12 protein-coding genes and 1 pseudogene are annotated in these 14,014 nt (G+C 67.4%); 7 read left to right on the top strand and 6 right to left on the bottom strand.

Features of this window, described 5'->3' with window-relative positions; translation table 11 throughout:
• The 5 genes and pseudogenes from KQ305_RS00965 to KQ305_RS00945 form a co-directional block, all read right to left on the bottom strand.
• The coding region (locus KQ305_RS00965) for a translation initiation factor IF-2 N-terminal domain-containing protein (RefSeq protein WP_259723585.1) at positions 1 to 356 on the bottom strand (356 nt) is incomplete at its 3' end.
• A 101-nt stretch (positions 357 to 457) separates the two neighbouring features.
• Positions 458 to 709, bottom strand: a pseudogene (locus KQ305_RS00960) (YlxR family protein); the annotation flags it as partial.
• Positions 706 to 2,148 (bottom strand): transcription termination factor NusA, encoded by a 1,443-nt coding sequence (nusA, locus tag KQ305_RS00955; RefSeq protein WP_259723584.1) that lies wholly within the window; start codon positions 2,146 to 2,148, stop codon positions 706 to 708. The pseudogene KQ305_RS00960 and the gene nusA, both read right to left, overlap by 4 nt.
• 51 nt (positions 2,149 to 2,199) lie before the next feature.
• Positions 2,200 to 2,682 carry a ribosome assembly cofactor RimP gene (locus KQ305_RS00950; RefSeq protein ID WP_311134301.1) on the bottom strand — a complete coding sequence of 161 codons (483 nt, stop codon included), beginning with the start codon at positions 2,680 to 2,682 and terminating at the stop codon, positions 2,200 to 2,202.
• A 130-nt stretch (positions 2,683 to 2,812) separates the two neighbouring features.
• Entirely contained in the window at positions 2,813 to 3,097 is a 285-nt protein-coding gene (locus tag KQ305_RS00945) for a hypothetical protein (protein WP_259723583.1), read from the bottom strand.
• An 80-nt stretch (positions 3,098 to 3,177) separates the two neighbouring features.
• Between KQ305_RS00945 and KQ305_RS00940 the strand changes: the two genes are divergently transcribed.
• The 3 genes from KQ305_RS00940 to rpiA are packed head-to-tail and all read left to right on the top strand — an operon-like array spanning position 3,178 to position 5,887.
• Positions 3,178 to 4,008 carry a metallophosphoesterase gene (locus tag KQ305_RS00940; protein ID WP_259723582.1) on the top strand — a complete coding sequence of 277 codons (831 nt, stop codon included), beginning with the start codon at positions 3,178 to 3,180 and terminating at the stop codon, positions 4,006 to 4,008.
• A complete protein-coding gene (locus KQ305_RS00935; protein ID WP_259723581.1) occupies positions 3,978 to 5,126 on the top strand; it encodes a trypsin-like peptidase domain-containing protein in 1,149 nt (382 codons plus the stop codon). The genes KQ305_RS00940 and KQ305_RS00935 overlap by 31 nt, the downstream gene beginning before the upstream one ends.
• 47 nt (positions 5,127 to 5,173) lie before the next feature.
• Positions 5,174 to 5,887 carry a ribose-5-phosphate isomerase RpiA gene (gene rpiA, locus KQ305_RS00930; protein ID WP_259723580.1) on the top strand — a complete coding sequence of 238 codons (714 nt, stop codon included), beginning with the start codon at positions 5,174 to 5,176 and terminating at the stop codon, positions 5,885 to 5,887.
• Positions 5,888 to 5,899: 12 nt separating this feature from the next.
• Here rpiA and hisD read toward each other — a convergent pair whose 3' ends face one another.
• Positions 5,900 to 7,258: a histidinol dehydrogenase gene (gene hisD / locus KQ305_RS00925; protein WP_399230166.1), complete on the bottom strand. Its 1,359-nt coding sequence runs from the start codon at positions 7,256 to 7,258 to the stop codon at positions 5,900 to 5,902.
• Between the two features lie 103 nt (positions 7,259 to 7,361).
• Here hisD and rpsT point away from each other — a divergent pair, with 103 nt between their 5' ends.
• From rpsT to KQ305_RS00905, 4 genes are all read left to right on the top strand, one after another.
• Positions 7,362 to 7,676: a 30S ribosomal protein S20 gene (rpsT, locus tag KQ305_RS00920; RefSeq protein ID WP_259723579.1), complete on the top strand. Its 315-nt coding sequence runs from the start codon at positions 7,362 to 7,364 to the stop codon at positions 7,674 to 7,676.
• Between the two features lie 10 nt (positions 7,677 to 7,686).
• A complete protein-coding gene (locus KQ305_RS00915; RefSeq protein WP_259723578.1) occupies positions 7,687 to 8,499 on the top strand; it encodes a TatD family hydrolase in 813 nt (270 codons plus the stop codon).
• 258 nt (positions 8,500 to 8,757) lie between these two features.
• Positions 8,758 to 12,048, top strand: coding sequence for a DNA-directed RNA polymerase subunit beta (rpoB, locus tag KQ305_RS00910; RefSeq protein ID WP_259723577.1), 3,291 nt, complete (start codon positions 8,758 to 8,760; stop codon positions 12,046 to 12,048).
• A gap of 58 nt (positions 12,049 to 12,106) precedes the next feature.
• Complete coding sequence (locus tag KQ305_RS00905; protein WP_259723576.1) at positions 12,107 to 14,011, top strand: DNA-directed RNA polymerase subunit gamma; 1,905 nt, start codon at positions 12,107 to 12,109, stop codon at positions 14,009 to 14,011.
• The last annotated feature ends 3 nt before the right edge of the window (positions 14,012 to 14,014 follow it).

Here is a 14,014-nt window from a genome sequence, read left to right as displayed (position 1 = left end):
GCCGTGGGGCGCGGTGCGGGTGGACGGCTTGCGGGAGGAGCCGGGGCGGCGGGTGCTGGTGCCGCGGGCGGAGCACTGGCCCGGGGGGCACTGACGGGCGCCGGTGCGGCCTTCTTCACCGCCAGGATCGCCTTGGCAGGGGGGGTGGCCGCCGCAGGTTCGGGCCGCGCCGGGGCCTGCCCACCGACGCTCACCCCGATCAGCGAACGGATGCGGGTGGCCTCGTCGTCACTGATCGAACTGCTGTGGCTCTTGGCTGCAATGGAGAGCTTTTCGGCGGCATCGAGCACGTCCTTGTTGTCCAGGCCTAGGTCCTTCGACAGCTCGTAGATTCTCACTTTGCCGCTGCTGGTCATTCAGAAAGGTCTCCGTACGGTGGGGCCGAAAGGACCCCGGGGCCGCACGCACGTGGCGACCATGGTTCATCTTGCCTCAGAGGTTGCGGGGCCGATCGCTCGAGACGTGCCTCGAGGCTGGCGATGATGGCATCGCTGACGGCGCAGCGGAGGCCGCGCTGGAGGCGGCGGCGCCGGCGGGCCTCCTCAAGGCAGCTCGGCTGAGGGCACAGGTAGGCCGAGCGACCCATGCCCCCATCCAGGCTCACCGACCCGTCGGCCTGACGCACCACACGCCACAGCTGGGTGCGGTCGCAGAGCTGACGGCAGGAGACGCAGCGGCGCAGCACGGGCCGGCTCGCGGGCGAGGTCACCGGACGTCCTCGGCGGGCTCATCGGTGGCGACGGCTTCCGCCAGATCGTCGGTTTGATCTTCAGGCTGACTCTCGCTGAGCTCTGCTGCGATCTGCTTCTCGGCAGGGGCGCCCTCTTCACCCTCCTCCAGTTCGTAGAACTCTTCGTCCTCCGGCAGGGGGTAGAGCTCGCGCAGGCGGGCATCCTCTTCGGCGCGGGTGGCCTGCTCGGCCTCCAGACGGGCCTCGGCTTCGGCCTGCAGGGCCTCCTCCTCCTGGCGCTGTGCGATCAGGGCCGCCACCGTCTGGTCCTCGCTGACCTGGTCGTACTCCTGGGCATTCTTGATGTCGATCTTCCAGCCGGTGAGCCGGGCCGCCAGGCGCACGTTCTGACCCTCCCGACCGATGGCCAGGCTCAGCTGGTCGTGGGGCACGAGAACGTGGGCGTGGTGCCCTTCGGGGTCCACCAGGCGGACCATCTCCACCCGCGCCGGGCTGAGGGAGTTGGCCAGGTACTGGGCCGGATCCGGCGACCAGCGGATCACGTCGATCTTCTCGCCCCGCAGCTCGTTCACCACCTGCTGGATGCGGGAGCCGCGGGCGCCGATGCAGGCCCCCACCGGATCGACTTCCCGCTCCACGCTGTCGACCGCGACCTTGGTGCGCGGGCCGACGGCACGGGAGGGTGGGTTGGCTTCTCTGGCCACGGCGACGATCCGCACCGAGCCCTCCTGGATCTCGGGCACCTCATTTTCGAACAGATAGACCACCAGGCCCGCATTGGCCCGGGAGACGAACAGCTGGGGACCACGACGGGGCACCTCGCTGACCTCCTTGAGGAACACCTTGAAGGTGGCGTTGGCGCGGTAGTTGTCATTGGGGAGCTGGTCACGGCGGGGCAGTTCCGCCTCCACCTCCGGCCGGCCCAGGCCGCTGCTCACGGCCATGATCACGCTCTGGCGCTCGAAACGGATCACCCGGGCGGTGAGCACGGGATCTTCCAGGTCGGCGAATTCCTCCTGGATCATGCGGCGCTGCTGGTCCCGCAGCTTCTGGGCCAGCACTTGCTTGGTGGTAGCGGCGGCCATGCGGCCGAAATCATCTTTCTCCGGCGTCACGTCCAGCACCACCGTGTCGCCGATCTGGGCGTCTTCCGCCACCTGGCGCACCTCTTCGATGGCGATCTGGTGGTCGTCGCTCTCCACCTCCTCGACAATGATCTTGCTGGCCAGCACCCGATAGCCCTCTTCCTCGAGATCGAGAGCCACGTCGAAGTTGCTGAAGTAGTCCTCCTCGAAGGGGTCTTCGCTGATGCCCAGGTAGAGGGTGCGGCGGTAACGCTCGTAACCCTTCAGCAGCGCTTCCCGCAGAGCAGCCTCCACCACCTGGGGAGCCAGCTTCTTCTCGTCGCTGATGTCCTCGATCAGGTTGTTGAGACCGGGGAGCAGAACCAGGGCCATGAATTCGGGAGCAGGTGGGAAGGAAGGGAAAGAAGGACGAACCGCAGCGGCTCAGGAATCGGGGGGAGCTTCGCAGAGCCGCACCCGAAGCACCTCGTCGCGGGGGATGCGCAGGATGCGCCCGCGCTCATTGAGCTGCACCACCTGCTCATCCCGGCCGAGCAAGAGGCCCGTGCGACGCACCTCCGCACCGCCGGTCTGCTGGCGCATCAGCTCCACCGGAAAACCGCGAAAGCTGACGAAGTCCCTGTCGGTGAGGAGCTCCTCACCGATGCCGGGGCTGCTCACCTCCAGGACGAAGGCCATGGTCAGCAGTTCCGACGCTTCAAGGGCCTCGGCGAGGGGACCGCTCACGGCGGCGCACTCGTCGAGATTGACGTCGGTGCCGTCAGCCCTCTGGACCCTCACCACGACCGTGAGGGGGATTCGATGGGCCAGCACCTCGACCGAATGCACCGTCAGATGAGCCTCCTGGACCACTGGGCGAACCAGTGTCTCCAGGTCGTCGGTGAGGGGATGGGGCAAGGACAGCAACGTGGGGAGGAACTCCCGCGGGCGGGATGGTCCGCCGAGCGCTGCAGTGTTCACTGCCCCCAACCAAAAGTGTTCCACCTGTCGGGTGGAACAGACTCAGGCAAAAGGGTGATGCCCGGCGGGCACCAAATCACCCTAGAGGATTGGGCCCCGGGGGGATGGGCAGCTCCAGGACCGGAGCTTCCGCGTAGTAGTCATTGACGCTGACCTCACCCCGTTGGGTGGGGTCTTGGTTGAGGCACTGACCGCACTGCTCTGGTGTGCGCAGGAACTGACAGACCCGGGCCCAGAGCTTGGCGCGGCTGCCGGGAGCCCCCTGGCTGAAGTGCACGAGGTCGTTGCCTCCGGCCATCCCCTGGATCTCCACCTTGCAAAGGGTGCAGCGCTGCCGGGTTCCGGGAGGGATCGTGGCCATGGCCTCAGGGAGGACTGGGGGCAAAGTTAAGCCGATTCAGGTCGAGCGGTCCTGCCCGGGGCCGGACGGAGCGGTCTGCCATGCGAATTCTTCAACTGAGCGATCCCCATCTGCTCGCCGACCCCGAGGGCCTCTGCCATGGCCGGCCGGCTCTGGCGCTGCTCCGCCATGGGCTCCAGGAGGCCCTCGGCCAGCTTCGGGCGGCCGGGGAGACCGTCGATCTGCTCCTGATCAGCGGCGACCTCTGCGATGACGAGAGCTGGGGCGGTTACGTCCGCCTAGGGGAACTGCTGCAAGCGCTGCCGCTGCCGGTGGCCCTGCTGGCGGGAAACCACGACCAGCCCGCCCTGCTGCGCGCCGCCTTGGGGCGCAGGGTCGTGATCGCCCCGGCCCTGGTGCGCTGCGGCCATGGGTGGTTGCTGTTGCTCGACAGCCACCGCAGCGGCGACACCGCCGGCGCGCTGGGCCGGCTCCAGCTGGACTGGCTGCAGCACCAGCTGGCGGCCCGCCCGGCTGCAGCAGGGGGCCAGCCCCTGCTGGTGGCCGTCCACCATCCCCCGGTGCCGATTGGCGATGCCGGCATGGATGCCATCCGGTTGCGGGACGGCGACGCCCTGCTGGATGCGCTGCGGCCGCTTGCGGCCCTGCGGGGGCTGGTCTTCGGCCACGTCCACCAGCACTGGCACGGGGAGCTGCCCGGCCGGCCGGAGGTGCCCCTGCTGGGCTGCCCCTCCACCCTGCGCAGTTTCCCTGCAGTGCAGCGATGCCCCCTGGAACGCCCTGACGACCCAGGCGGGCGCTGGCTTCAGATCGGCGAAGACGGCGTCCTGCGGCAGCGGTTGCTGCGCTGGGCGCCGCTCGACAGCCCTAGCCTCGCCAGATGCAACGCTCCCACCCCCTGTCTTCCCTGAGCCGGCGGCTGCGGGCCCTGACGCTGCTGGCCCTGCTGCTGGCGTTCGCCGCCCTTCCCCTGCCCGCAGCGGCCCTTGAGGCCGATCCCCCGGCCCTGACCCCCCACAGCTTCGTGGCCGACGCCGCCCGGCGGGTGGGCCCAGCGGTGGTGCGGATCGACACCGAGCGCAACGTCGCCAGGGCCCCCTTCGACCCCACCCTGCTGGATCCCCTGCTGCGGGACCTGTTCGGCGACCCCTCCAGCAGCACGCGGGAGCGGGGCCAGGGTTCGGGGGTGGTGATCGATGAACGCCGCGCCCTGGTGCTCACCAATGCCCATGTCGTCGACAAGGTGGACGGTGTGACGGTGACCCTGGCGGATGGCCGCCAGCTGGATGGCTCGGTGGTCGGCACCGATCCGGTCACCGATCTGGCGGTGGTGCACATCACCGGCAAGGCCCCCCTGAGCGCGGCTCCCCTGGGTGATTCCGAGGCCCTCGAGGTGGGTGATTGGGCCATCGCCCTGGGCAGTCCCTATGGCCTGGAGCGCACCGTCACCCTGGGGATCGTCAGCAGCCTGCACCGCGATATCAACAGCCTTGGCTTCGCCGACAAGCGCCTCGACCTGATCCAGACCGACGCGGCGATCAACCCCGGCAACTCAGGCGGGCCCCTGATCAACGCCGCCGGTGAGGTGATCGGCATCAACACCCTGGTGCGTTCCGGGCCGGGGGCCGGACTGGGCTTCGCCATTCCCATCAACCTGGCCAAACGGGTAGCGGACCAGCTCGGCGAGGGGGGCACGGTGGTGCATCCCTACCTGGGCCTCCAGCTGGTGCCGCTCACGGCCCGGATGGCCCGGGACAACAACAAGGATCCCGATGCCCTGCTGCAGTTGCCCGAGCGGGATGGGGCGCTGGTGCAGCGGGTGCTGCCGGACAGCCCGGCCGAGGCGGCCGGGCTGCACCGCGGCGATCTTGTGGTGGCGATTGCCGACCAGCCGGTGAATACCCCCTCGGCGCTGTTGCAGCAGGTGGAGCAGGCCCAGGTGGGCCAACCCCTGCCGCTGCGGGTGGTCCGGGGCCAGCGGGAGCTGCAGCTCTCGATCCGGCCGGCGGCCCTGCCCCAGGCGGGCTGAGGAGCCCTCCCTTGCTACGGTCTGCCCCGATTTCCGCCAGACCCCCGATGTCCGATCTGCAGGACCGCATGAAGGAGGCCGTGGCCACGGCGGCGGTGGATCAGATCCGCGACGGCATGGTGGTGGGGCTGGGTTCAGGTTCCACCGCGGCGCTGATGATCCGTGCCCTGGGTCAGAAGCTGAGCCAGGGCGAACTGAAGGGCATCGTCGGCGTCACCACCTCGTTCCAGGGGGAGGTGCTGGCCGCCGAGCTGGGCATCCCGCTGATGGCCCTCAACGCCGTCACCAGCATCGATCTGGCCATCGACGGCGCCGATGAGGTGGATCCTTCCTTCCAGCTGATCAAGGGGGGCGGCGCCTGCCATGTGCAGGAGAAGCTGGTGGCCCGCCGGGCCGATCGCTTCGTGATCGTGGTGGATGCCACCAAGCTGGTGGCGCGCCTCAACCTCGGCTTCCTGCTGCCGGTGGAAGTGCTGCCCGGCGCCTGGCGCCAGGTGCGGGATGAACTCACGGCCATGGGGAGTTCCGTCGAGCTGCGTATGGCCATCCGCAAGGCCGGTCCGGTGGTCACCGACCAAGGCAATCTGGTGCTGGATGTGGCTTTTGAGGGGGGCATCGGCGACCCCGCCGCCCTGGAGGCGACGATCAACAACATCCCCGGCGTGCTCGAGAACGGCCTGTTCGTGAACCTCGTCGATCAGGTGCTGGTGGGGGAGATCGTCGACGGCGAGCCCCGGGTCAGGGAACTGCCCCGGCTTTAGTCCACCCTGGCGTCAATCGGGCGAGAGCCGCTGGCGCACCGACTCGGCGTGGCTGTGCAGCCCCTCGCTCTCGGCCAGGGTGATGACGGCGGCGCCGGTCGCCTCCAGGGCCGCCTGGTTGAACTCGATCAGGCTGGTGTGTCGCAGGAAGGTCTCGACACTCAGGGCGCCGGCGAAGCGGGCGGTGCCTGAAGTGGGCAGGGTGTGGTTCGGGCCAGCCAGGTAGTCGCCCACCGCCTCGGGCGACCAGGGGCCGAGGAAGATGGCGCCGGCATGGCGGATCCGATCGGCGAGAGCTCCGGGGTCTGCCACCAGCAGCTCAAGGTGTTCCGGGGCGAAGCGGTCGCTGAGGGCCGCCGCTTCGGCCAGATCGCCGCAGACCACGATCAGTCCCCAGTCGTTGAGTGCCTGCAGGGTGATGGCGGCGCGTGGGTGCTGCTCCAGCTGGGCTTCGATGGCGGCCGGCAGGGCGGCGGCCAGCTCCTCGCTGGTGGTGATCAGGATGGCGGCCGCCAGGGGATCGTGTTCCGCCTGGGCCATCAGATCGGCGGCCACCTGGGCGGGCCTGGCGGTGTGGTCGGCGATCACCAGCACCTCGCTGGGGCCGGCCAGAGAATCGATGCCCACCCTGCCGTAGACCGCCTTCTTGGCCAGGGTCACGTAGAGGTTGCCGGGGCCGCTGATCACATCGACGGCGGGGATCGTTTCGGTGCCGTAGGCCAGGGCCGCGATCGCCTGGGCGCCCCCCACCCGGTACACCTCTTCCACTCCGGCCCGGTGGGCGGCCGCCAGCACGGTGGCGTTCGGCTCGCCGCTGGGGCCGGGCGGGGTCACCATCACCAGGCGTTCCACGCCGGCCACCCGGGCGGGAATCGCATTCATCAGCACGGTGCTGGGGTAAGAGGCCCGGCCGCCGGGGACGTAGATCCCCGCCCGCTGCACCGGGCGCCAGCGGCGCCCCAGCCGTTCGCCATGGGGGCCGTCCACCGCCAGATCCGTGGGCCTCTGGCGGCGGTGGAAGTCGAGGATCCGGTCGTGGGCCAGGTCGAGGGCATGGCGCAGGGGCTCGGGGCAGGCCTGCCAGGCCTGGGCCAGGCGTTCGGGCGGCACCCGCAGGGGATCGGGCCGCAGGCCGTCGAAGCGCTCGCTGAACTCCAGCAGGGCCGCGTCGCCTCGCTGGCGCACCTCAGCCAGGATCCCTGCGACCGTCTCTTGCTCCTGGTGCATCCGAGCGCCCTCGGTGCGGGTGGCGATCGCTTCGAGCCGTTCGCCGGCCAGTTGCCCATCCCGCAGGCAGGCGATCCGCAGCGGCGGCAGCGCCGTGGCGGCGTCTTTGGCAGGGCTGCTGCTGGTCGAGGTGGAAGCAACCACGGGTCGTCGGCGGAGGCGGAGGGCTGTCACAAAATTAGGGCCAAGGACCCGCCAGGCCCCAGGAGGTAGGATCCTCGTTTGCCGATTCAGCGCCCTTACGCCTGTGGCCAATAACAAGTCTTCGAAGAAACGCATCGAGATCGCCGAACGCAATCGCCTGCGCAACCGCACCTACAAGTCCGCCCTGCGCACCCTGATGAAGCGCTGCCTGACGGCCTGCAGCTCCTACGGCCAGCAGCCAGGAGAGGAGGCCAAGGCCGCCGTCCAGGCCAGCATGAGTGCCGCCTTCAGCAAGATCGACAAGGCGGTCAAAGTTGGAGTGGTGCATCGCAACACCGGCGCCAACCAGAAGTCGCGGCTCAGCGTGGCGGTAAAGCAGGTGCTTGAGCCCACGGCCGCTGGCAGCACCGGCGCCTGAACGCCACCCCATGGCCGTCAGCTCCGAGGCCACTGCATCCCTGGTGGATAGCCACTGCCACATCGTGTTCCGCAACTTTGAGGCGGATCTCGAGGAGGTGGCTCAACGATGGCGGGAGGCGGGGGTCAAGGCCCTTGTCCATGCCTGTGTGGAGCCGGCCGAAATTCCGGCCATCCGCTCCCTGGCCGACCGCTTTCCGGAGCTGCGCTATGCCGTTGGGGTCCATCCCCTCGACACCCAGCACTGGCACAGCGACACCGCCGCGGTGCTCGAAGCTGCCGCCCGCGCCGACGACCGTGTGGTGGCGATCGGAGAATTGGGCCTGGATCTGTTCCGGGCCACGAATCTCGATGAACAACTCGCGGCCCTGGGACCCCAGCTGGATCTGGCAGTAGCCCTGGATCTGCCGGTGATCATCCACTGCCGGGACGCGGCCGAGCCGATGCTCGCCGAGCTTCGCCGGCGTGAGCGCATTGGCACATGCCCCCGCGGAGTGATGCACTGCTGGGGGGGCACCCCCGAGGAGATGGAAAGCTTCCTGGCACTTGGGCTCTACATCAGTTTCAGCGGCACGGTCACCTTCGCCAAGGCCGAGCCCATCCATGCCTGTGCCCGGCTGGTGCCGGCCGACCGCTACCTCGTCGAAACCGACTGCCCCTTCCTGGCGCCCGTGCCCCGCCGCGGCAAGCGCAATGAGCCTGCCTATGTCGCGGCGGTGGCGGCCAGGGTGGCCGACCTGCGGGGCGAGACGCTCGAGCAGGTGGCGCAGGCGACCACAGCCAATGCCACCCGTCTTTTCAGGCTGCCCCATCAGGTTGTATGATGTCTTATTGGCCTGGAAGCGGAAGCGCTCTTTTTGTCCACGACGGCATCCCTTGAGTCGGCAACTGAGTCGGCACTACCACAGCGAGCCCTGTAAGCGCCTCTGCTGGAGCATTCGTCCCATTTCCATGGGCGGACGCCACAGCTAGGCGCCTGTTGGCATGGCCCGTCACCGGGCACCCCTCCAGGCAAGTCTCGCCGCGATCGCCCTTCCCCGTCCAGGCCCGCCCTACCACCACCGTTCCTGCAGGTTCACCGCATGAGCAGCGCGATCCAGGTCGCCAAGACCGTCACTTACCTTCCCGATCTCGTGGAGGTACAGCGGGCGAGCTTCAAATGGTTCCTGGAGAAGGGCCTGATCGAAGAGCTGGACAGCTTTTCTCCGATCACCGACTACACCGGCAAGCTGGAACTGCATTTCATCGGCGATCAGTATCGCCTGAAACGCCCCCGCCACGACGTGGAAGAGGCCAAACGTCGCGATGCGACCTTCGCCTCCCAGATGTATGTCACCTGCCGTCTGGTCAACAAAGAGACTGGCGAGATCAAGGAGCAGGAGGTCTTCATCGGGGAGCTCCCCCTGATGACCGAGCGCGGCACCTTCATCATCAACGGCGCCGAGCGGGTGATCGTCAACCAGATCGTGCGCAGCCCTGGCGTCTACTTCAAGGACGAGCAGGACAAGAACGGCCGCAAGACCTTCAACGCCAGCCTGATCCCCAACAGAGGCGCCTGGCTGAAGTTCGAGACCGACAAGAACGACCTTCTGCACGTCCGCGTCGACAAGACCCGCAAGATCAACGCCCACGTGCTGATGCGGGCCATCGGCCTGTCGGACAATGACGTGCTCGACAAGCTGCGTCACCCGGAGTACTACCAGAAGTCGATCGAGGCCTCCAACGAAGAAGGCATCAGCTCCGAGGACCAGGCTCTGCTGGAGCTCTACAAGAAGCTGCGTCCGGGTGAACCGCCGTCGGTGAGCGGCGGCCAGCAACTGCTGCACAGCCGCTTCTTTGATCCCAAGCGTTACGACCTGGGCCGGGTGGGTCGCTACAAGATCAACAAGAAGCTGCGTCTCACGATCCCCGATGCGGTGCGCACCCTCACCGCCGAGGACGTTCTCTCCACGATCGACTACCTGATCAACCTGGAGCTCGATGTGGGCGGCGCCTGCCTCGATGACATCGACCACCTCGGCAATCGCCGCGTGCGTTCGGTGGGCGAGCTGCTGCAGAACCAGGTGCGCGTCGGTCTGAACCGCCTCGAGCGGATCATCAAGGAACGGATGACCGTCGGCGAGACCGAATCGCTCACCCCCGCCCAGCTGGTGAACCCCAAGCCCCTGGTGGCGGCGGTGAAGGAGTTCTTCGGCTCCAGCCAGCTGAGCCAGTTCATGGACCAGACCAACCCCCTGGCCGAGCTGACCCACAAGCGCCGCATCAGCGCCCTCGGCCCAGGCGGCCTCACCCGGGAGCGGGCCGGCTTCGCCGTGCGTGACATCCACCCCTCCCACTACGGCCGTATCTGCCCGATCGAGACGCCGGAAGGCCCCAACGCCGGCCTGATCGGTTCGCTCGCCACCCACGCCCGGGTGAACGAGTACGGCTTCATCGAAACCCCCTTCTGGCGGGTGGAGGACGGCATCGTCCTCAAGCAGGGCGATCCCCTCTACCTCTCCGCCGACCTGGAGGACGAATGCCGGGTGGCCCCCGGTGACGTTCCCACCGACGCCACCGGACGCATCACCGTCGATCTGGTGCCGGTCCGCTACCGGCAGGACTTCGAGAAGGTTCCCCCCGAGCAGGTGGACTACGTCCAGCTTTCGCCGGTGCAGGTGATCTCGGTGGCCACCTCCTTGATCCCCTTCCTCGAGCACGACGACGCCAACCGGGCCCTGATGGGCTCGAACATGCAGCGCCAGGCCGTGCCCCTGCTGCGGCCCGAACGGCCCCTGGTGGGCACCGGCCTGGAAACCCAGGTGGCCCGCGACTCCGGCATGGTTCCCATCACCAAAGTGAACGGCACCGTGTCCTTCGTGGATGCCACGGCCATCGTCATCCGTGACGACCAGGGCCGGGATCACACCCACTTCCTGCAGAAGTACCAGCGCTCCAACCAGGACACTTGCCTCAACCAGCGGCCGATCGTGCGCCAGGGCGATCCGGTGATCGCCGGCCAGGTGCTGGCCAACGGCTCGGCCTGCGAAGGCGGCGAGATCGCCCTTGGCCAGAACGTGCTGATCGCCTACATGCCCTGGGAGGGCTACAACTACGAGGACGCCATCCTGGTCAGTGACCGGCTGGTGCAGGACGACCTCTACACCTCGGTGCACATCGAGAAGTACGAGATCGAAGCCCGCCAGACCAAGCTCGGACCCGAGGAGATCACCCGGGAAATCCCGAATGTGGCCGAGGAGAGCCTGGGCCACCTCGATGAGATGGGCATCATCCGCATCGGCGCCTACGTCGAATCCGGAGACATCCTGGTGGGCAAGGTGACCCCCAAGGGGGAATCCGACCAGCCGCCGGAAGAGAAACTGCTGCGCGCCATCTTCGGCGAAAAGGCCCGCGACGTGCGCGACAACTCCCTGCGGGTGCCCAGCACCGAACGGGGCCGGGTGGTCGACGTGCGCATCTACACCCGCGAGCAGGGCGACGAACTGCCGCCGGGGGCGAACATGGTCGTGCGGGTCTACGTGGCCCAGCGCCGCAAGATCCAGGTCGGCGACAAGATGGCCGGCCGCCACGGCAACAAGGGCATCATCAGCCGCATCCTTCCTCGGGAGGACATGCCCTACCTGCCCGATGGCACCCCCATCGACATCGTGCTCAACCCCCTGGGGGTGCCGAGCCGGATGAACGTGGGTCAGGTGTTTGAGTGCCTGATGGGCTGGGCTGCGTCCCACCTCGACTGCCGCGTCAAGGTGGTGCCGTTCGATGAGATGTACGGCCCCGAGAAGTCGAAGCAGACGGTGCAGGCCTACCTCGAGGAAGCCGCCAAGCTGCCCGGCAAGGAGTGGGTCTACGACCCCACCAACCCCGGCAAGATCCAGCTGATTGATGGCCGCAGCGGCGAACCCTTCGACCAGCCGGTGACGGTGGGCTACGCCCACATCCTCAAGCTGGTGCACTTGGTGGACGACAAGATCCACGCCCGTTCCACCGGTCCGTACTCCCTGGTGACCCAGCAGCCCCTGGGCGGCAAGGCTCAGCAGGGCGGCCAGCGGCTCGGGGAAATGGAGGTGTGGGCCCTGGAGGCCTACGGCGCCGCCTACACCCTGCAGGAACTGCTCACCGTCAAATCCGACGATATGCAGGGCCGCAACGAGGCCCTCAACGCCATCGTCAAGGGCAAGCCCATCCCCAGGCCCGGCACGCCCGAGTCCTTCAAGGTGCTGATGCGGGAGCTGCAGTCCCTCGGCCTCGATATCGCCGTCTACACCGACGCCGGTGAGGAAGTCGACCTGATGCAGGACGTCAATCCTCGCCGCAGCACCCCCAGCCGACCCACCTACGAGTCCCTCGGTGTCGCGGATTACGACGATGACTGATCGCTTGATTCACCGGCTCTGATTTCTCCGCTTCTCTCGATCACCCTGCGTTTCCGCCATGTCCAACAGCAACCTCCGCACCGAAAACCACTTCGACTACGTGAAGATCACGCTCGCTTCCCCCGAGCGGATCATGCAGTGGGGGCAGCGCACGCTGCCCAACGGTCAGGTGGTGGGTGAGGTCACCAAGCCGGAAACGATCAACTACCGCACCCTCAAGCCCGAGATGGACGGGCTCTTCTGCGAGAAGATCTTCGGCCCCTCCAAGGACTGGGAATGCCATTGCGGCAAGTACAAACGGGTGCGGCACCGCGGCATCGTCTGCGAGCGTTGCGGCGTGGAAGTCACCGAGAGCCGGGTGCGGCGCCACCGCATGGGCTTCATCAAGCTGGCGGCCCCCGTGTCCCATGTCTGGTACCTCAAAGGCATCCCCAGCTATGTGGCGATCCTGCTCGACATGCCCCTGCGGGACGTGGAGCAGATCGTCTATTTCAACTGCTACGTGGTGCTCGACAAAGGGGACCACAAGGACCTCACCTACAAGCAGCTGCTGACGGAAGACGAGTGGCTGGAGATCGAGGACCAGATCTTCGCCGAGGATTCCGAGATCGAGAACGAGCCCATCGTGGGCATCGGCGCCGAAGCTCTCAAGCAGCTCCTCGAGGACATCGACCTTGAGAAGGAGGCTGAGCAGCTGCGGGAGGACATCAACAACTCCAAGGGCCAGAAGCGGGCCAAGCTGATCAAGCGCCTGCGGGTGATCGACAACTTCATCGCCACCAACGCCCGTCCCGACTGGATGGTGCTGGATGTGATACCGGTGATTCCCCCCGATCTGCGCCCCATGGTGCAGCTCGACGGCGGTCGTTTCGCCACCAGCGATCTCAACGACCTCTACCGGCGGGTGATCAACCGCAACAACCGCCTGGCGCGTCTCCAGGAGATCCTCGCCCCCGAGATCATCGTCCGCAACGAGAAGCGGATGCTGCAGGAGGCCGTCGATGCCCTGATCGATAACGGCCGCCGCGGTCGCACCGTGGTGGGGGCCAACAACCGGGCCCTGAAGTCTCTCAGCGACATCATCGAGGGCAAACAGGGCCGCTTCCGCCAGAACCTGCTCGGCAAACGGGTCGACTACTCCGGCCGTTCCGTGATCGTGGTGGGCCCCAAGCTCAAGATGCACCAGTGCGGCCTGCCCAAGGAGATGGCCATCGAGCTGTTCCAGCCGTTCGTGATCCATCGCCTCATCCGCCAGAACATCGTCAACAACATCAAGGCGGCCAAGAAGCTGATCCAGCGGGCCGACGATGAGGTGATGCAGGTGCTGCAGGAAGTGATCGAAGGGCACCCGATCCTGCTCAACCGGGCCCCCACCCTGCACCGTCTGGGAATCCAGGCCTTCGAGCCCAAGCTGGTGGATGGCCGGGCCATCCAGCTCCACCCCCTGGTCTGCCCCGCCTTCAACGCCGACTTCGACGGAGACCAGATGGCCGTGCACGTGCCCCTGGCGATTGAGGCCCAGACGGAGGCCCGCATGCTGATGTTGGCCAGCAACAACGTGCTCTCCCCCGCCACCGGCGAGCCGATCATCACCCCGTCCCAGGACATGGTGCTCGGTGCCTACTACCTCACCGCCGTCGACCGGGAGAAGGTGCAGCCCGCCTTCGGCGACCGCTCCCGCACCTTCGCCGATCTTGAGGACGTGATCGCCGCCTTCGAGGAGAAGCACCTCACCCTGCACGACTGGGTCTGGGTCCGCTTCAACGGGGAAGTCGAGAGCGACGACGAGGACAGCGAGCCCGCCAAGCAAGGCACCCTCTCGGACGGCACCCGCTTCGAGCAGTGGAAGTTCCGCCGCGACCGCTTCGATGAGGACGGTGCCCTGATCAGCCGTTACCTGCTGACCACCGTGGGTCGGGTCGTGATCAACCACACCATCATCGACGCCGTGGCCGCCACCTGAGTT

Source organism: Synechococcus sp. CS-1332, assembly GCF_025127995.1.
Lineage (GTDB): Bacteria > Cyanobacteriota > Cyanobacteriia > PCC-6307 > Cyanobiaceae > Cyanobium.
Note: the sequence above shows the minus strand (reverse complement) of the source record. Positions and strands in the feature narration are given on the sequence as shown.

Coding starts and splice junctions, on each gene's coding strand:
- nusA (WP_259723584.1), bottom strand. CDS start 2,148: ATGGCCCTGGTTCTGCTCCCCGGTCTCAACAACCTGATCGAGGACATC.
- KQ305_RS00905 (WP_259723576.1), top strand. CDS start 12,107: ATGTCCAACAGCAACCTCCGCACCGAAAACCACTTCGACTACGTGAAG.
- KQ305_RS00945 (WP_259723583.1), bottom strand. CDS start 3,097: ATGGCCACGATCCCTCCCGGAACCCGGCAGCGCTGCACCCTTTGCAAG.
- rpoB (WP_259723577.1), top strand. CDS start 8,758: ATGAGCAGCGCGATCCAGGTCGCCAAGACCGTCACTTACCTTCCCGAT.
- KQ305_RS00940 (WP_259723582.1), top strand. CDS start 3,178: ATGCGAATTCTTCAACTGAGCGATCCCCATCTGCTCGCCGACCCCGAG.
- KQ305_RS00935 (WP_259723581.1), top strand. CDS start 3,978: ATGCAACGCTCCCACCCCCTGTCTTCCCTGAGCCGGCGGCTGCGGGCC.
- rpiA (WP_259723580.1), top strand. CDS start 5,174: ATGTCCGATCTGCAGGACCGCATGAAGGAGGCCGTGGCCACGGCGGCG.
- KQ305_RS00915 (WP_259723578.1), top strand. CDS start 7,687: ATGGCCGTCAGCTCCGAGGCCACTGCATCCCTGGTGGATAGCCACTGC.